At 69.5% G+C, this 15428-nt stretch carries 17 protein-coding genes; 6 read left to right on the top strand and 11 right to left on the bottom strand.

The features are described from left to right. Nucleotides 1–52 precede the first annotated feature (52 nt). Genes AXA74_RS06960 through AXA74_RS06940 form a run of 5 tightly spaced genes read right to left on the bottom strand, consistent with a single transcriptional unit; the run spans nt 53 to nt 4156 of the window. A complete protein-coding gene (locus tag AXA74_RS06960) occupies nt 53–700 on the bottom strand; it encodes an alpha/beta hydrolase (protein ID WP_029579876.1) in 648 nt (215 codons plus the stop codon). 32 nt (nt 701–732) lie between these two features. Next, entirely contained in the window at nt 733–1323 is a 591-nt protein-coding gene (locus AXA74_RS06955) for an ABC-type transport auxiliary lipoprotein family protein (protein ID WP_029579877.1), read from the bottom strand. 4 nt (nt 1324–1327) lie between these two features. After that, the gene (locus AXA74_RS06950; protein ID WP_032979207.1) at nt 1328–2254 is read right to left on the bottom strand and encodes an MlaD family protein; all 927 of its coding nucleotides are present in this window, start codon (nt 2252–2254) and stop codon (nt 1328–1330) included. Next, nucleotides 2241–3068, bottom strand: coding sequence for an ABC transporter ATP-binding protein (locus AXA74_RS06945; protein WP_032958605.1), 828 nt, complete (start codon nt 3066–3068; stop codon nt 2241–2243). Before AXA74_RS06945 ends, AXA74_RS06950 begins: the two co-directional genes overlap by 14 nt. Continuing rightward, entirely contained in the window at nt 3068–4156 is a 1089-nt protein-coding gene (locus tag AXA74_RS06940; protein WP_048939722.1) for an MlaE family ABC transporter permease, read from the bottom strand. Before AXA74_RS06940 ends, AXA74_RS06945 begins: the two co-directional genes overlap by 1 nt. Before the next feature lie 132 nt (nt 4157–4288). Between AXA74_RS06940 and AXA74_RS06935 the strand changes: the two genes are divergently transcribed. The 3 genes from AXA74_RS06935 to AXA74_RS24465 are packed head-to-tail and all read left to right on the top strand — an operon-like array spanning nt 4289 to nt 6073. Then, nucleotides 4289–5113 carry a biotin--[acetyl-CoA-carboxylase] ligase gene (locus AXA74_RS06935; protein ID WP_032979208.1) on the top strand — a complete coding sequence of 275 codons (825 nt, stop codon included), beginning with the start codon at nt 4289–4291 and terminating at the stop codon, nt 5111–5113. Next, nucleotides 5110–5895: a type III pantothenate kinase gene (locus AXA74_RS06930; protein ID WP_029579882.1), complete on the top strand. Its 786-nt coding sequence runs from the start codon at nt 5110–5112 to the stop codon at nt 5893–5895. Before AXA74_RS06935 ends, AXA74_RS06930 begins: the two co-directional genes overlap by 4 nt. A gap of 13 nt (nt 5896–5908) precedes the next feature. Continuing rightward, entirely contained in the window at nt 5909–6073 is a 165-nt protein-coding gene (locus AXA74_RS24465) for a hypothetical protein (protein ID WP_095075224.1), read from the top strand. A gap of 4 nt (nt 6074–6077) precedes the next feature. Here AXA74_RS24465 and AXA74_RS06925 read toward each other — a convergent pair whose 3' ends face one another. The 6 genes from AXA74_RS06925 to rfbB all read right to left on the bottom strand — a co-directional run bounded on the left by AXA74_RS06925 (nt 6078) and on the right by rfbB (nt 11846). Further along, nucleotides 6078–7289, bottom strand: a complete 1212-nt coding sequence (locus AXA74_RS06925; RefSeq protein ID WP_032958780.1) for a 3-deoxy-D-manno-octulosonic acid transferase — start codon at nt 7287–7289, stop codon at nt 6078–6080. Between the two features lie 72 nt (nt 7290–7361). Next, nucleotides 7362–8366: a lipopolysaccharide heptosyltransferase I gene (gene waaC, locus AXA74_RS06920; RefSeq protein WP_029579884.1), complete on the bottom strand. Its 1005-nt coding sequence runs from the start codon at nt 8364–8366 to the stop codon at nt 7362–7364. A gap of 78 nt (nt 8367–8444) precedes the next feature. Further along, nucleotides 8445–9017, bottom strand: a complete 573-nt coding sequence (gene rfbC, locus AXA74_RS06915) for a dTDP-4-dehydrorhamnose 3,5-epimerase (RefSeq protein WP_029579885.1) — start codon at nt 9015–9017, stop codon at nt 8445–8447. Further along, entirely contained in the window at nt 9014–9895 is an 882-nt protein-coding gene (gene rfbA, locus AXA74_RS06910) for a glucose-1-phosphate thymidylyltransferase RfbA (protein ID WP_029579886.1), read from the bottom strand. Before rfbA ends, rfbC begins: the two co-directional genes overlap by 4 nt. Then, a complete protein-coding gene (gene rfbD, locus AXA74_RS06905; RefSeq protein ID WP_032979209.1) occupies nt 9892–10791 on the bottom strand; it encodes a dTDP-4-dehydrorhamnose reductase in 900 nt (299 codons plus the stop codon). The genes rfbA and rfbD overlap by 4 nt, the downstream gene beginning before the upstream one ends. After that, the gene (gene rfbB, locus AXA74_RS06900) at nt 10788–11846 is read right to left on the bottom strand and encodes a dTDP-glucose 4,6-dehydratase (protein WP_029579888.1); all 1059 of its coding nucleotides are present in this window, start codon (nt 11844–11846) and stop codon (nt 10788–10790) included. The genes rfbD and rfbB overlap by 4 nt, the downstream gene beginning before the upstream one ends. Before the next feature lie 226 nt (nt 11847–12072). Between rfbB and AXA74_RS06895 the strand changes: the two genes are divergently transcribed. From AXA74_RS06895 to AXA74_RS06885, 3 genes are all read left to right on the top strand, one after another. Next, nucleotides 12073–13323 carry an O-antigen ligase family protein gene (locus AXA74_RS06895; protein WP_029579889.1) on the top strand — a complete coding sequence of 417 codons (1251 nt, stop codon included), beginning with the start codon at nt 12073–12075 and terminating at the stop codon, nt 13321–13323. A gap of 90 nt (nt 13324–13413) precedes the next feature. Beyond that, nucleotides 13414–13983: an SRPBCC family protein gene (locus AXA74_RS06890; RefSeq protein WP_029579890.1), complete on the top strand. Its 570-nt coding sequence runs from the start codon at nt 13414–13416 to the stop codon at nt 13981–13983. 87 nt (nt 13984–14070) lie between these two features. After that, complete coding sequence (locus AXA74_RS06885) at nt 14071–15423, top strand: MFS transporter (RefSeq protein ID WP_032979210.1); 1353 nt, start codon at nt 14071–14073, stop codon at nt 15421–15423. Nucleotides 15424–15428 lie beyond the last annotated feature (5 nt).

Below are 15428 nucleotides of genomic sequence, written 5' to 3'. Positions count from 1 at the left end.
CAAACGTTCCCGGCATGGCGCAAACATGCAACGCGATGCAACGCCGCGGAATTCAGCCCAGTGCCAGTTTCAGGCGCTGCGCGACCAGGTTGCGCAGCGTGATGAGTTTGCCGTGGAAGAAATGCGAAGCGCCGGGAATCACGACGATGGGCAGGTTGCGCGGCCGCGCCCAATCCATGGCCTCGCCCAGCGGCACGACCTCGTCGTTCTCGCCATGCACCAGCAACGTGTCTTCGGGCAGGTCGACCTCGCGGAACTGGAAACGCCCCACGGCGGGCCCCATCAGCATGAGCGCGCCGGGCTGGGCGCCCTGCTCGGCCAGCGTGGCATAGACTTGCGCGGCCACCGCCGTGCCGAAGGAAAAGCCGCCCAGCACCCAGGGCGCGCCGGCCAGATCGGGCAGGGCCTGGCGGATCTGCGGGATCAGGCCCAGCATGTCTTCGGTCTCGCCGACGGCGCGATCGAACTCGCCCTCGGATGCGCCCACGCCGCGGAAGTTGGGCCGCACCACCACCAGCCCGGCGCTCACGCAAGCGCGCGCGATGGTGGTGACGACCTTGTTGTCGCGCGCGCCGCCGTGCAGCGGATGCGGATGCAGCACCAGCGCCCATCCGCGCGGATCGCCGTCAGGATAGTCCACGGCGCATTCAATGCGCCCGGCGGCGCCGGTAAAAGCGAGGATGTCGGTATGTGCAAACATGGGCCTATCCGCAAAAACGCAAAACCGCGATGTTAACCGGCCCTTGGCGGCAAGACCGAGGCCAGCCAGGCGGCCAAGTCGTCGGCCGCGGCATCGGTGGCCTGGCGCAGCGCCGCCACGCCGCCCGCGGCATCCTGCGTCGGCGCGGCGGCCTGGCGGGCGAAACGCCGCTGGCCCAAGAGCTTGCCGTCTCGCAGCAATACCGCCTGCAGGGCGACCTCGCCCCGGCTGGAGGCGCCGTCCGGCGCGAAGACCTGCTCGAAGCGCGTCAGGGTGACGCGCAGTTGCGGCGCGCCGGTACCAGCGCTGTCGCTGAGCACCGCGCCTTCGCGCGAGAGCCGGTCCTGCAGGCGCTGGCGCACCAGGCTGGACGGCGGCTCTGTCCAGCGGAAACCGGCATAGGCCTTGGGCGTGGTGCTGTCGCCCACGCGCCAGATCACGCCGGTATCGCCCAGCGCGGCGGAGGCGGAATAGGCCAGCACGATGGCGGTGCGCGGCGGCAGCTGGGCGGCCGCCGGCGACTCGGGTCCGAGGTCGAACAGCGAAGCCTGGGGCGCCACGCGGCCCACGCCGCAACCGCTCAACGCCAAGGCCAGCACCGCGGCCAGGCAGATCTTGTTCATGCGTTCATCTCCTAAAGCCGGCAAAACCGGGCTCGCCCGGGCCGGGCTCGACAGGCGCGGGCCCGAACAGGATGGATTGCGGCGTATCGCCCACGCGGCGCAGGGCCGACTGGGCGCTGCGCGCCGCGCCATTGACCGACTGCGCCATGTCGGTGACGGCCGGCAGGGTTTCACGATCCAGGCGCGCCGCGGCGCGGGCGATCTCCTGCAGGCTGCGGCCGGCGACCGACAAGGGGCCATCGGGGGCATTCAGGCGCGCCAGCGACTGGTTGGCCGATTGCATCAGCGCGGAGGCATCGGCCGAGACCTTGCCCAGCGAGTCCACCAGCGGGCCCACCTTGCGCAGCGCCGGGGCGAGATCGCGGCTGGCGTCCCTGAGCTGGGTGCTGATTTCGGCCGTGTTCTTGAGCGTGAGGCTGAGGGCTTCGATATTCGACGGGCTCATGAGCTGGCGCAGCTCTTCGGCGGTGTCCTCGAACTTGGCCAGCAGCGCCGAGCCGCGTTGCTCGAGCCGGTCGAACAGACCCGGCCGCAAGGGGATGTCGGGCGGCTGGTTGTCCTGGGCCACCAGCAACTCCGTCGAACCGCCGTTGTCGCGCAGCTCGATATTGGCCTGGCCGGTCACGCCCTGCACGCCCAGTTCGGCCCAGGTCGACGCGGTGATGGGTGTATTGGGAGAGACGCCGATGCGGATGCGCACCTCGCCTGGCCGGCTGGGATTGAGCATCAGCGATTGCACCTTGCCCACCGGCACGCCCTGGTAGCGCACGGTCGATTGCGCGGTCAGCCCGCTGACCGGGGCCGAAGAAACGATGTCGTAGACCTTGACGGTGGAGCGGTCGCGGCCGACCCAGACGGCCACCAGCGCGGCGGCGGCCAGCAACACCAGGGTGAAGATCCCGGCCAGCAAGGCATGACTACGGTTTTCCATTGCCTGCGTCCTTTGGTGCAAGGTCCCCGAGCGCGCGCCTGCCCCGCTCGCCCAGGAAGAAACTTTGAATGAAAGGGTGGTGGATCTTCAGGATCTCGGACACCTTGTCGCAAGCGATGACACGCTTGTCGGCCAGCACCGCCACGCGCGTGGCCAGCGCCAGCAGGGTGTCGAGATCGTGGGTGACCATCACCACCGTGAATCCCAGCTGCCGGTGCAGGCTGCGCACCAGCTCGACGAACTCATCGGAGCGCAGGGGGTCCAGGCCCGCGGTCGGTTCGTCCAGGAAGAGCAATTCCGGGTCCAGCGCCAGCGCCCGCGCCAGGGCGACCCGCTTGATCATGCCGCCGGAAAGATCCGAAGGGCTCTTGAGCGCGTCGCCGGCATTGAGGCCGACCATGTCCAGGCGGCACATCACGACGTCCTGGATGAGGTCTTCGGGCAGGGTGCGCAATTCGCGCAGGGGCAGCGCCACGTTATCGAATACCGACAGCGCCGAGAACAGCGCGCCCGCCTGGAACAGCATGCCCCAGCGCTCCGAGAGGCGGCGGCGCTCGCTCATGCCCAGCGTGGAGATGTCGCGTCCCAGGATGCGCACCTCGCCGCGGGCCGGCCGGGCCAGCCCGATGATCTGCCGCAGCAGCACGGTCTTGCCGGAACCCGAACCGCCCACCAGGACCAGTATCTCCCCCGGGTAGACCGTCAGGTTGAGATTCTCGTGCACGACATGGTCGCCGAAAGCCGTGCGCAGGCCGGTGACCGAAATGACGGGCGTGAGCGTCAGGCAGTCCTCGGGAATGGCCGGCGTATCCATCAGATGCCCATCTTGCTGAAGATCACGGCGTACAGCGCATCGACCAGGATGACGCCGGTGATCGACGTCACCACCGATGTGGTCGTGCCGCGTCCCAGGCTTTCGGTGTTGGGCTTGATGCGCAGGCCGAAGTGGCAGGCCACCAGGGCGATCAGCACGCCGAAGGACACGCCCTTGAAGATGCCTATCCAATAATTGGTGAGCGTGATGGCGCCCGGCAGCGACTCGATGAACCACTGTGCCGAAATGCCCAGCTGCATCTGGGCGGCCAGCATGCCGCCCATGAGGGCCATGGCGTCGGTCCACAGCACCAGCAGGGGCATGGTGATGGCCAGGGCCAGCACGCGCGGCAGGATGAGCCGCTGGCTGTGCGAAATGCCCATCACGTTCATGGCGTCCAGCTCCTGCGTGACGCGCATCACGCCAATCTGGGCCGTGATAGCCGAACCGGAACGGCCCGCCACGAGGATGGCCGCCAGCACCGGTCCCAGCTCGCGCACGATGGACACGCCCAGCAACCGCACAATGAAGCGGTCGGCGCCGAAGATCTGCAATTGCTGCGCCGACAGGTAGGAAAGCACCACGCCGATCAGGAAGCCGACCAGGGCCGTGATGCCCAGGGCCTGGGCGCCGGTGCGATAGACCTGGGCGGAGATCTCGCGCCAAGGGCCACGCGAAGGCCGCAGCAGCAGGCCCACGAAGTCGAGCATCAGCTGGCCCAGCATGCGTATCAGCGTCAGGCCATTGCTGGCCGCGTCGAACACGGCCTGGCCGATGGCCGCCAGCCAGCCCAGCCGGTCGGGCTGGGGCGCTTGCGGCGCATCGCCGCCCGGATTGGCCGCCAAGGCGTCGAAGACCTCGCGCTGACCCTCGGTCAGGCGCAGCCGCTCGGGCAGGCGCTCGCCCCAGGCCCGCCACAGCAGGTTGGCCCCGATGGTGTCCAGGCGCTCGATGCCGCGCAGGTCCCAGCGGGTATTCTCATTGGCCTGGGCCAAGGCCTCGCGGCGGGCCTGCACCTGACCGCGGACGGCCAGGGCCTGCAAGCTCCAGTCGCCCCCCAGATAGACCACGGCGCCGTCCCTGCGCATGGGCGGCGCCTGGCAATCGCGGTCGGGCAGTCGTTGCTGGTGCATGGCGTGGGAGAAAAACGGTGATTCTGGCCGTTACACATCATATAACGTCCAGATGAAAGACCGCGTTGCCCTACAATTCGGGCCATCATGTCTGTTCAAGCCCTCGACCTGCCCGCGCCCGATGCGCTGCAACGCGCCGTCCAGGCGCGCCTGCCCGGCTTCGCCCATGTGCAATGGGTGGCCAGCACCGGCTCGACCAATGCCGACCTGCTGGCACGCGCGCGCCACAGCCGCGACGCCAAGCCCTGGCTGCTGGGCGCCCATCTGCAAGAAGCCGGCCGCGGCCGCGCCGGCCGCGCCTGGCAGAACCGCAGCGGCGCCACGCTGATGTTCTCCTGTGCCTTCGATGTGCGCCTGCCTCCCGCCCAGCTGCCCGCGCTCTCGCCCCTGGCGGGCCTGGCGGCCTGCGAAGCCCTGCGCCGCCTGAGCGGCCATGACGGCGTCTGCGTGAAATGGCCCAACGATGTGCAATGGCATGAGGCCAAGCTGGCCGGCGTGCTGGCCGAGACCACCCGCAATCCGGACGGCGACGGCTATACCGTCGTCATCGGCATGGGCGTGAATCTGCGCGATGCCGATACGCTGTCGGCCAGCCTGGGGCGCGCCATCGCCGACTGGACCCAGGTCGAAGGCGGCGGCGTCGCCGAAGCCGCCGATATCGTGCAGGCGGCGGCCCTGGCTTGGCAACAGGCCGTGGCCGAGCTCGAACAGGCAGGCTTCGAGGCCTTTGTCGAGCGCTACGCCAGCGCCGACGCGCTGGCCGGCCGCGCCGTCCATGTGATCGACCGGGGCGAGGTCCTCCATGCCGGCCAGGCCGCCGGCGTGGATGCCATGGGGCGGCTGCAGGTGCGCGGCGACCGCGGCCTGGTCAGCGTGTCGGCCGGCGAAATCTCGGTGCGCGCCCAGCCATGATCCTGCTCATCGATTCCGGCAACAGCCGCCTGAAGCTCGGCTGGCTAGACCCTCGGACCGGCGCGCGCGAACCCGAACCCGTGGCTTTCGACAACCTGGACCTGCGGGCCCTGGGCGCCTGGCTGCAGGCCCTGGCGGACAAGCCCACGCGCGCCATCGGCGTCAATGTCGCGGGCCCCGCAAGGGGCGAAGCGATCGCCGCGGCCCTGGCGGGCTGCGGCATAACGTGGATGCGCCCGCGCCGCGAGGCCCTGGGCATGACCAACGCCTATCGCAACCAGGCGCAGCTGGGCGCGGACCGCTGGGCGGCCATGCTGGGCCTGCGGATGCGCCTGCCCACGGGCCACCCGCCCGCCCTGCTGGCCTCCTTCGGCACGGCCACCACGCTGGACACCCTGGGCCCGGACAATGAGTTCGCCGGCGGCCTCATCCTGCCCGGCCCGGCCATGATGCGCGGCTCGCTGGTGCATGGCACGGCCAATCTGCCGCTGGCCGAAGGGCCCGTCACCCCCTATCCGACCGAAACCCATGAGGCCATTGCCACCGGCATCGCCGCAGCCCAGGCCGGCGCGCTGGTGCGCCAATGGCTGGCCGGCCATGACCGCTATGGCCAGGCGCCGGAAGTCTATGTCGCCGGCGGCGGCTGGGCCGAGGTCCGACCCGAGATAGAACGGCTGCTGCTGCTGGTCGGCGCCAGCCGCGGCGCCGCACCCCGGCCCGTCATTCTCCAGGCCCCCGTGCTCGATGGCCTGGCCGCCCTGGCCGCCGACGGCTCCAACTGACAGACGAGGGCCCATGCGCATCCTGTTTCTCGTGATCCTGCTGGCCAATCTCTGGGCCTACGGCCTGGGACAAGGTTGGCTGGGGCCCCGCCCCGATGACGAAGGCCGCGATCCCCGCCGCCTGAACCAGGAACTGAACGCCGATCACATCAGCCTGGCGCCCAAGCGCCCGGGCTGAGGCGTCACTCCTGGATGCCCAGCATGTCGCGCAGGGCATGCAGGCTGCGCGCCACGGCGCCAGTATGGGCAGCCGTCCAATCGCGCGCGGCGCAGGCGCGGCGCTGCAGCAAGGCCGGATCGGCGAGCCACTGGGCGGCCAGTTGCAGCGCCTGGCGCGCATCATGGACGCGCTCGGCCGCGCCGGCCTCGATGGCATCGCGCGTGGCCTGCTCGAAATTGAAGGTATGCGGGCCGGTGATCACCGGCGTGCCCGCCGCGCAGGCCTCGATCAGGTTCTGCCCGCCCAAGGGAGCGAAGCTGCCGCCGATGACGGCCACGTCGGCCGCGGCGTAATAGAAAGGCATCTCGCCCAGGGTGTCGCCCACCACCAGGTCGATCCCGGCGCCAGGCACGGCCTGCGATACCGAACGCCGCACGGCCCGCAGGCCGGCCGCCTCGGCCTGTGCCCAGGCCTGGTCGAAACGCTGGGGATGGCGCGGAATCAACAGATAGAGCGGACGAGGCTCGGGCAATGCGCGCATGGCCTGCAGAAACAGCGCATCCTCGCCCTCGCGCGTGCTGGCGATGGCCACCACCGGCCTGCCGGCCGCATCGCGCCAGGCGTGGCCGTCGCGCAATTGCGCCGGCGGCAGGTCGACATCGAACTTCAGGTTGCCGGTGACCGAGACCGCGCTCGCCCCCGCCTCGCGCAGCCGCTGGGCGTCCGCCTCGGTCTGGGCCAGCACTTGGTCCAGGCCGGCAATGGCCTCGCGCATGACCGCGCCCAGGCGCCGGGCCGCCCGCAGCGAGCGCGCCGAGAACCTCGCGCTGACCAGGGCCATGGGCAGGCCCCGGGCCCGCGCGGCGGCCAACAGGTTGGGCCAGATTTCGCGCTCGATGATCAGGCCGCAGCGCGGGGCGTGGTGATCGAGAAAACGCCGGGTCGCGCCCGGGAAGTCATAGGGCAGCCAGGCCTGGCGCAACTGCCCGGCCGCGATGGCCTGGCCGAACAGTCGCGCGCCTTCGGCGCGGCCGGTTGCCGTCATATGGGTCAGCAGCACGGGCAGGCCGCGCGCCAGCAGCGCCGCCACCAGCGGCTGGGCGGCGCGGGTCTCGCCCAGGCTGACCGCATGCACCCACACCGCGCCTTGGGTGGCGCCGGCCTCGGGATGGCCGAAGCGCGTGCGGGCCAGCACCTCCCATTGCCCGGGCACGCGCCGCGAGCGGCGCCACATCCCTAGCCACAGCAGCGGCGCCGCGACGCGAAACAGGCCGGTGTAGAGGCTGCGCCGCAAGTCCGCCCCCGCTCAGTGCGCCGCCAGCGCCTGCTCCACCGCGGCCATCACGGCCTCGCGCGAGGGCGAAGCGCCGCGGTCGCCGAGGCTGGCGGTGTAGTTGGCGCCCACCAGCGGCGTGCGCACCGGCGTGGAGGCGCGATAGATGCCTATGGTCGGGCGGCCCAGCGCCGCCGACAAATGGGTCAGCCCGCTGTCCAGGCCCACCATGAGGCGCGAACCCGCCAGCACGCGGGCCACGGAGGTCAGGTCCATGCGCGGCAGCACTTCCACGCCCTCCATGCCGGCGACCAGCAGGCGGGCGCGTTCGGCCTCCTGCTCATTGCCGGCCAGCAGGCGCAAGGCGCAGCCGGCATCCTGCAGGCGGCGGAACACGGCGCGCCAATCGTCCTCGGGCCAGAGTTTGTCCTCGCGGCTGGCCGAGGGCATGATGACCGCATAACCGCGATCATTGTTCAGATGGTGCAGGCGGCGCCCTTCTTCGGGCGGCGGAGGATCGGGCGGACGCGAAAAAAAGGCCTGCAGGCCGAAATCCGGCGCGCCGCTATAGGTGTAGCCGAAGGTCTGGGCCGCCAGCTTGCGCTGGCGGATGACGGCCGGCTGCCAGAACTCCACGCGGTGCCGCACGTTATAGAACAGCGAGGCCAGGGGCTCGCGCGCCGAGCGCCAATCCAGGCCATGGCGCGTGCCACGGGTCTGGCGCACCAGCCAGGCCGATTTCAGCAGGCCCTGCATGTCCAGCACGATGTCATAGGGCTCGCTGCGCAGCCGCTCGGCCAGCGCGCGGCGTTCGGCACGGACCTGATCCGACCACCAGGCCTTGCGCCAGCGCCGATGGGCAACCTTGATGACATTGCCGACAGCCGGATGCCAGCCGGGAATCTCGGCGAATGCTTCTTCCGCTATCCAATCTATCTGGGCATCGGGCACGTGGCGCGCAATGTCGGAAATTGCGGGCAGCATGTGCACCAGATCGCCCAAAGACGACGTGCGAACGATCAATATGCGGGTAGGCATCAACGCTAGGCGCGCCCGGCAAGCGGGCGCTGGATCTTGTAAACCTTCGGAATTTACAACAATTAGCCGACCGGCTGGTCAGGCGGGCAGTTGCCCCGCCCCGCGGGCTTCTTGCAGCCCGGGCGCCTGCCGGTCTCGCGCCGAGAGCCGCGTGGGCCGGGCCGGCCATTGGATGCCGATGGCGGGATCATCCCAGCGCAGGGCGCGCTCATGCGAAGCCGCATAGTAGGCGGTGACCTTGTACTGGACTTCGCTGCCCTCGGCCAGGGACAGGAAACCGTGGGCGAACCCGTCGGGTATCCAGAGGCTGCGGCGATTGCCGGCCGAGAGCCTGACACCCAGCCACTGCCCGAATGCCGGCGAGCCGGGCCGGATATCCACCGCCACGTCGAATATCTCGCCGGCGACCACGCTGACCAGCTTGCCCTGGGCATGCGGGGCCAGCTGGTAATGCAGGCCCCGCAGCACGCCCAGGCCGGACGAGGACTGGTTCTCCTGCACAAAGGGCGCGGGCGCGGGCAGTCCCAGTTCGCGCAGGCCCGCCTCGAAGACGTCCTGGCGAAAGCGTTCGGCGAACCAGCCGCGCCCATCGGCCAGCACCTCGGGCTCGACCAGCACCACTCCCGGCAGCGCGGTGGGGATGAGTTTCATGGCCGGCCTTCCTGCAAGACGCGCGACAGATACTGGCCGTAGCCATTGGGTCCCATGCGGCGCGCCTGGGCGGCCAGCTCCCCGGCATCGATCCAGCCGGCGTGATAGGCGATTTCTTCCAGGCAGGCGATCTTCAGGCCCTGGCGCTGTTCTATTGTGCTGACGAAATGCGCGGCTTCCATCAGGGCCTCGGGGGTGCCGGTATCCAGCCAGGCGAAGCCGCGGCCCAGCAGTTCGACGCGCAGGTCGCCGCGCGCCAGGTATTGACGGTTGATGTCCGTGATCTCCAGCTCGCCGCGCGCCGAGGGCGTGAGGTGGCGCGCCATCTCGATCACGTCATTGTCATAGAAGTACAGGCCCGTGACGGCATAGCTGGAGCGCGGCTGCGCGGGCTTTTCTTCGATGCTGACGGCGCGCCGGTTGTCATCGAAGGCCACCACGCCATAGCGCTGGGGGTCGCGCACATGGTAGCCGAACACGGTGGCGCCGGCCGGGCGCGCGGCGGCCGCCTGCAGCAGCGGCGTGAAATGCTGGCCGTAGAAGATGTTGTCGCCCAGGATGAGGCAGACCGGGTCGGGACCGATGAAGTCTTCGCCGATGAGAAAGGCCTGCGCCAGCCCCTCGGGCGCGGCCTGGACCGCATAGCTCAGGCGCAGGCCGAAGGCCGAGCCGTCGCCCAGCAGTTTGCGGAAACCCGGCAGGTCCGGGCCGGTGGTGATGAGCAGGATGTCGCGGATCCCCGCCAGCATGAGCACCGACAGGGGGTAGTAGATCATGGGCTTGTCGTAGACGGGCAGCAGCTGCTTGGACAGACCCAAGGTGGCCGGATACAGGCGGCTGCCGGTGCCGCCGGCCAGCACGATGCCTTTCGTGATCATGCCGCAGTCCCCCAGGGGCTGGCCCGCCAGTCGGACAGCAAGCGGTCCACGCCGGCGCGCCAGTCCGGCAGGCGCAGACCGAAGACGGCCTGCAGGCGCTCGCAATCCAGCCGCGAGTTCAGCGGCCGCGGAGCCGGCAGCGGATAGTCGGCGCTGCGGATGGGGTGGACGGTGCGCACCGCCAGCGGCCAGCCCAGGCGGCGCGCCTGGGTGATCACGTATTGGGCGTAGCCGTGGCGCGAGACCTGGCCTGCCGCCGCCAGATGATAAAGACCCGAGACCGACGGCTGCCCACGCGCCTGGCGCAAGGCCAGCGCGGTGATGTCGGCGATCAGGTCCGCGCTGGTCGGCGCGCCGACCTGGTCATCGACCATGCGCATCTCCTCCTGGCCTGCCGCCAGGCGCAGCACGCCGCGCGGAAAGTTTTCGCCATGCGGGCCATAGACCCAGGAGGTGCGCAGCAGGAGATGATGCACCCCGCTGCGCCCCACGGCCTCGTCGCCGGCCAGCTTGCTTTGCCCATAGCGGTTCAGCGGCGCGGCGGGACTGTCTTCGGTGTGAAACGCTTGCCCGGCGCCGTCGTAGACGTAGTCGCTGGAGTAATGCACCAGCCAGCCGCGTCGCGCGCGCATCTCCCGGGCCAGCAGGCCGGGGGCCTCGGCATTGACGCGCATGGCCAGCCCGGGCTCGGCTTCGGCGCGGTCCACGTCCGTGAAGGCGGCGGCATTGACGATGACATCGGGGTCGGCCTGGCGCACGGCCCGCTGCAGCGACGCCGGGTCGGCGAGGTCGAGGCCGGACTCGCGGCCCAGGGCCAGCAGCGGGCCCAGGGGGGCCAGCGAACGGCCCAGCGCCCGGCCCAATTGCCCGTCCTTGCCCAGCAGCAGGATCTTCATGGGCCTTCCTTGTCTATCCAGCGGGCACGATAGGCGCCGCTTTCGACATCGGCCACCCACTGGGGATGATCAAGATACCAGGCCACGGTCTTGGCCAGGCCGCTGGTGAAATCCTCCGCGGGCGTCCAGCCCAGCTCGGCGGCCGCCTTGCCGCTATCGAGGGCATAGCGCCGGTCATGCCCTGGACGGTCGGGAACATGCGCGATGAGATCGCGGTAATGCCCCGCCGCCGGCGGACGCAGCGCCTGCAGCAAATCGCACAGCCGCTGCACCACATCCAGATTGCGCAGCTCGCAGGAGCCGCCGATGTTGTAGGTCTGCCCCGGCCGGCCATGGCGCAGGACCGCGCACAGCGCCCGCGCATGGTCTTCCACATAGATCCAGTCGCGCACCTGGTCGCCCGCGCCATAGATCGTCAGCGGCCAGCCGCGCAGCGCCGACAGCAGCATAAGGGGGATCAGCTTCTCGGGAAACTGGCAGGGACCGTAGTTGTTCGAGGCGTGGGTCACCAGCACCGGCAAGCCATAGGTGCGCTGCCAGGCGCGCGCCAGATGGTCGGCGCCCGCCTTGCTGGCGGCATAGGGCGAACTGGGTGCGTAAGGACTGGTTTCAATGAAACGCCCGGCCCGATCGCCCAGATCGCCGAAGACCTCGTCGGTCGATACCTGCAGGAAACGGAAGTTCTCGCGCGCCGGCCCCGCCAGACCGGCCCAGTATGTCCTGGCCGTCTCCAGCAGGACATAGCTGCCCACCAGATTGGTCTGGATGAAATCACCCGGGCCGTCGATGGAACGGTCGACATGCGATTCGGCGGCCAGGTGCACGACCGCCTCGGGACGATGGCGCTCGAACACGGCCTGCAAGGCCGCGCGGTCGCAGATATCGACACGTTCCAGGGTATGCCGGGGATGCGTCCCGCATTCTTCCAGGGACGCGATATTGCCGGCGTAGGTCAGCTTGTCGACGTTGACCACGCTGTCCGGCGTGTCACGGACGATGTGCCTCACCAAGGCCGAGCCGATGAAACCGGCACCGCCGGTAATCAGGATTTTCATGAATACATGTGCCGCAAGGCCGCGGCCGGACCGGCCGCCGCCAGTCATTGTAGCCAGAGGCCTTGAGGGCGCCCCTATGTCCCCAGATTCATAAATCAGACATACTCCGAGAACGTCTGACGAAAATTCGAGGTGCGATTCCCTATAATTCGCCCGCCTTGCGCCGCGCAAGCGCCGCGCAACCCTAGTGGCCAGCCTCTGGCGGGCACCGTCCCACACCATCCCGATGCTCAACCGTTTGTCCTCCTGGCTGCTGGTCGCCTCGATCACCGCAACACCCGCCCTGCTGTTGACCACCTCCAGCGGCGGCAGCGCGGCGTTCTATCTCGCGATCCTGCTCTGCCTGGCCGTGCTGGCCAGCGCCGGGCAGTGCCCCGATCTGCGTGATTACCGCAAGCTCTGCCTGGCCGCCTGCGCCCCCCTGGCCGTGGCGCTATTGAGCAGCACCCTGCACGCGGGCTGGAGCAATGCCAGCCTGGAGCGCGGCCTGCGCCTGGCCCTGGGCCTGCCGCTGCTGCTGGCCGCCATGCAGGCCGTCGGGCCGCAGCGCCTGAAACATGCCCTGTGGGGCGTGCTGGCGGCCGGTTGGGCCGGCACCGCCACCTTGCTGGCCCTGGTCCGTGGCGACCTGGCCCAGCGCCCGCTGACCGACGAATACAACGCCGTGGGCTACGGCAACCTGCTGCTGCTGTTCGCGGTCATCACCCTGCTGTCGCTGGGCTGGCGGCTCACGCGCCACGCGCGCCTGGAAACCGCCATCAAGCTGCTGACGCTGGCGGTGACCTTCGCCGGCTTCGTCCTGACGCAGACGCGCAGCGGCTGGCTCGCCATGCCCGTCTTCGTGGCGCTGGCCCTGTTGGTCTTTGCCCGCATCCGGCGTCCGCTGCGCCTGTTGGCGGCCGTGATCGGCGCGCTCGCCGTGCTGGTGGCCCTGGGCTCCCTGAGCCCTTCGCTGCGCGACCGCGTCGAACAGGGCCTGGAGCAGTACCACGAATGCAAGACCGCCCCCACCGGCGACACTTCCATCTGCATCCGCCTGCAGCTCTGGCGCGCGGCCTGGGGCATGATGCTGGACAACCCCGTCAAGGGCGTGGGCCCGTCGGGCTTCGCGCCCAGCCTGCGCGAGCTGGCCGCCCACGGCAAGGTGTCGCCCTACGTGGCCGAAGGCTTTGGCGAACCGCATAACGACATCCTGGAGGCGCTGGCCCTCTATGGCATCCCGGGCGGCGTGGCCTTGCTGCTGCTCTACGCGGTGCCGGCCCTCCTGTTCATGCGCCGCCTGGGCCGCGACCTGCCGCAAGCCGTGCGCGCGGCCGCGGCCATGGGCGTGGCCGTCTGCCTGGGCTTTGCCCTTTTCGGCCTGACCGAGCTCATGTTCCGCGGCATGCGCACCGTGGGCTTTTACGCCATGCTGGTCGCCCTGTTTGCCGTGCTGTCCGATCCGACGCGCCATTCCGCCCAGAAAAGCCAGGCATAGCGCCCGGCGGCGATTGGTAGCACAATAGTCTCAAAGACCCGGGCCCGACCTGGGCCCGGATGCTGGGATCACAACAGCAAGGAGACAGCCATGCGCATAGCCGATGCCCAATGGATTCCCTCCACGCCGCACCAGACCTGGGACGCGCTTTTCGATCCCGCGGTCCTGCAGCGTTGCCTGCCGGGATGTATCCGTGTTTCCCGCCTGACCGACACCGAGTACGAAATCACGGTCCGGGCCAAGGTCGGCGGCATAGACGCCGAGTACGAAGGCGAGATCCTCGTCTCGGATCTCAACCCCCCCGAAAGCTGTTCCCTGGCCTTTGACGGCAAAGGCGCCGCCGCGGGCCTGGCCATCGGCACCGCCCAGGTGCACCTGAGCCCCAAGGACAACGGCACCCGCATTTCCTATACCGTCGCGGCCATGGCCGGCGGCAAGCTGGCCGCGCTGGGCGAGCCGGCCATCATGAAAGCAGGCGGCAAGATCGTCGACAAGTTTTTCAATGGCTTCATCGACCATATGGCCGCCCAGCCCCGCATCGCGCCGCCGCCTCCGCCGGCCGAACCCGAACCGCGCGGCCTGGCCTCTTCGCGCTGGTCCTGGGCGGTGGCCCTGGCGGTGGTCATCGTGCTGGTGGGATATCACACACTGTTCAAATAGGCGACAGTGGCCGGTGATATTCTTGCCGGCATGACTTCTCCTGCCAACCATTCCGAAACATCGCCGCACTCCCGCCATGATCTGCTCATGGCCATGGCCGGCGTGTCGGCCACCGTCGTCCTGGTGGCATTTGACTCCACCATCGTCAGCACCACCCTGCCCCGCGTGGCCGAAGCCCTCAACGGCATGGCCCTGTACGCCTGGGTGGGCACCGGCTATCTGCTGGCCACGGCCGCCTCCATCCTCATCTTCGGCCGCCTGGGCGATATGTTCGGGCGCAAGCCGCTCATGCTGGTCTCGGTGTCCCTGGTGGCCCTGGGTTCCATTGCCTGCGGCCTGTCGCAATCCATGGAACAGCTGATCGCCTTCCGCACCCTGCAGGGGGTCGGCGGCGGCATGATGATTGCCACGGCCTTTGCCGCGCCAGCCGATCTCTTTCCCGATGCGCGCGAGCGTGTGCGCTGGATGGCCCTGGTCTCGGCCGCTTTCGCCATGGCCAGCGGCATCGGGCCGGTGCTGGGCGGCGCGGCGACCCAGGCCCTGGGCTGGCGTGCCGCCTTCTTCATCGCGCCCATCTCGGCCGTCGTCGCCCTCTTTCTGCTGGCGCGTTACTTCCCGCGCATCCGCCAGGCCCATGCCCAGGGAGGCCGGATCGATTGGCTGGGCGGGCTGTTGCTCATCATCGTGGTGGGCGCGCCGCTGGCCGCCATGGAGCTGGCCTTCGCCCCGGGCGACAGCGCCCGCCCCATGCTGGCTGCCGGCCTGGCCATCGCCGGCGTGGCGGCGGCCTGTTGCCTCATCCCCTATGAGCGGCGCGTCGCTTCGCCCATCTTCCCGCTGCGCATCCTGTCCGGCCCGGAGCCGCGCCTGCTCAACCTGGCGGCGGTGGCGGTCGGCGCGACCATGTTCATCCTGGTCTTCTACAGCCCGCTGCTGCTGCAGCAGGAGCTGCACTACACCCCCAGCGAGGCCGGCCTGCTGCTCACGCCCCTGGTGGCGGCCATCTCGCTGGGCAGCATCATCAACGGCCGGCTCTTCCCCAAACAATCCGAGCCGCAGCGGCTGATGGTCTTCGGCGGCCTGCTGCTGGCGGCCGGTTCGGCCATGGTGCTGGCCATCGGGAACGGCACATCGACCTGGTGGATCGTCGCCGCCTTTGCCGTCAACGGCACGGCGCTGGGCTTTCTGCTGCCCAACCTGACGCTGTTCATGCAGATGCTGAGCGAACGCCGCGATGTGGGCGTGGCCTCGGCCCTGGTGCAGACCACGCGGGCCATCGGCAGCGCCGCCGGCACCGCGCTGGTGGGCATCGCGATCTCGCACACCTCTGTCCTGGTCGGCGTGAGGATAGGCCTTACACTATGCGTCGCGCTTTCCTTGCTCGCGGCCGTGATCGCGCATCGCGTCAAGATGAAGAACGTCATCACCAGCCGCTCCTGATCCGA

Source organism: Bordetella hinzii LMG 13501 (assembly GCF_001548475.1).
GTDB lineage: Bacteria > Pseudomonadota > Gammaproteobacteria > Burkholderiales > Burkholderiaceae_B > Bordetella > Bordetella hinzii.
This window is presented reverse-complemented; position numbering and strand designations above follow the sequence as displayed.

What these genes read in the sequence shown, in the direction of transcription:
- AXA74_RS06895 (WP_029579889.1), top strand. Translation starts at nt 12,073, where the DNA reads ATGCTCAACCGTTTGTCCTCCTGGCTGCTGGTCGCCTCGATCACCGCA.
- AXA74_RS06955 (WP_029579877.1), bottom strand. Translation starts at nt 1,323, where the DNA reads ATGAACAAGATCTGCCTGGCCGCGGTGCTGGCCTTGGCGTTGAGCGGT.
- AXA74_RS06925 (WP_032958780.1), bottom strand. Translation starts at nt 7,289, where the DNA reads ATGTGGCGCCGCTCGCGGCGCGTGCCCGGGCAATGGGAGGTGCTGGCC.
- AXA74_RS06960 (WP_029579876.1), bottom strand. Translation starts at nt 700, where the DNA reads ATGTTTGCACATACCGACATCCTCGCTTTTACCGGCGCCGCCGGGCGC.
- rfbB (WP_029579888.1), bottom strand. Translation starts at nt 11,846, where the DNA reads ATGAAAATCCTGATTACCGGCGGTGCCGGTTTCATCGGCTCGGCCTTG.
- AXA74_RS06885 (WP_032979210.1), top strand. Translation starts at nt 14,071, where the DNA reads ATGGCCATGGCCGGCGTGTCGGCCACCGTCGTCCTGGTGGCATTTGAC.
- AXA74_RS06930 (WP_029579882.1), top strand. Translation starts at nt 5,110, where the DNA reads ATGATCCTGCTCATCGATTCCGGCAACAGCCGCCTGAAGCTCGGCTGG.
- waaC (WP_029579884.1), bottom strand. Translation starts at nt 8,366, where the DNA reads ATGCCTACCCGCATATTGATCGTTCGCACGTCGTCTTTGGGCGATCTG.
- AXA74_RS06890 (WP_029579890.1), top strand. Translation starts at nt 13,414, where the DNA reads ATGCGCATAGCCGATGCCCAATGGATTCCCTCCACGCCGCACCAGACC.
- AXA74_RS06950 (WP_032979207.1), bottom strand. Translation starts at nt 2,254, where the DNA reads ATGGAAAACCGTAGTCATGCCTTGCTGGCCGGGATCTTCACCCTGGTG.
- rfbA (WP_029579886.1), bottom strand. Translation starts at nt 9,895, where the DNA reads ATGATCACGAAAGGCATCGTGCTGGCCGGCGGCACCGGCAGCCGCCTG.
- rfbC (WP_029579885.1), bottom strand. Translation starts at nt 9,017, where the DNA reads ATGAAACTCATCCCCACCGCGCTGCCGGGAGTGGTGCTGGTCGAGCCC.
- AXA74_RS24465 (WP_095075224.1), top strand. Translation starts at nt 5,909, where the DNA reads ATGCGCATCCTGTTTCTCGTGATCCTGCTGGCCAATCTCTGGGCCTAC.
- AXA74_RS06935 (WP_032979208.1), top strand. Translation starts at nt 4,289, where the DNA reads ATGTCTGTTCAAGCCCTCGACCTGCCCGCGCCCGATGCGCTGCAACGC.
- AXA74_RS06940 (WP_048939722.1), bottom strand. Translation starts at nt 4,156, where the DNA reads ATGCGCAGGGACGGCGCCGTGGTCTATCTGGGGGGCGACTGGAGCTTG.
- AXA74_RS06945 (WP_032958605.1), bottom strand. Translation starts at nt 3,068, where the DNA reads ATGGATACGCCGGCCATTCCCGAGGACTGCCTGACGCTCACGCCCGTC.
- rfbD (WP_032979209.1), bottom strand. Translation starts at nt 10,791, where the DNA reads ATGAAGATCCTGCTGCTGGGCAAGGACGGGCAATTGGGCCGGGCGCTG.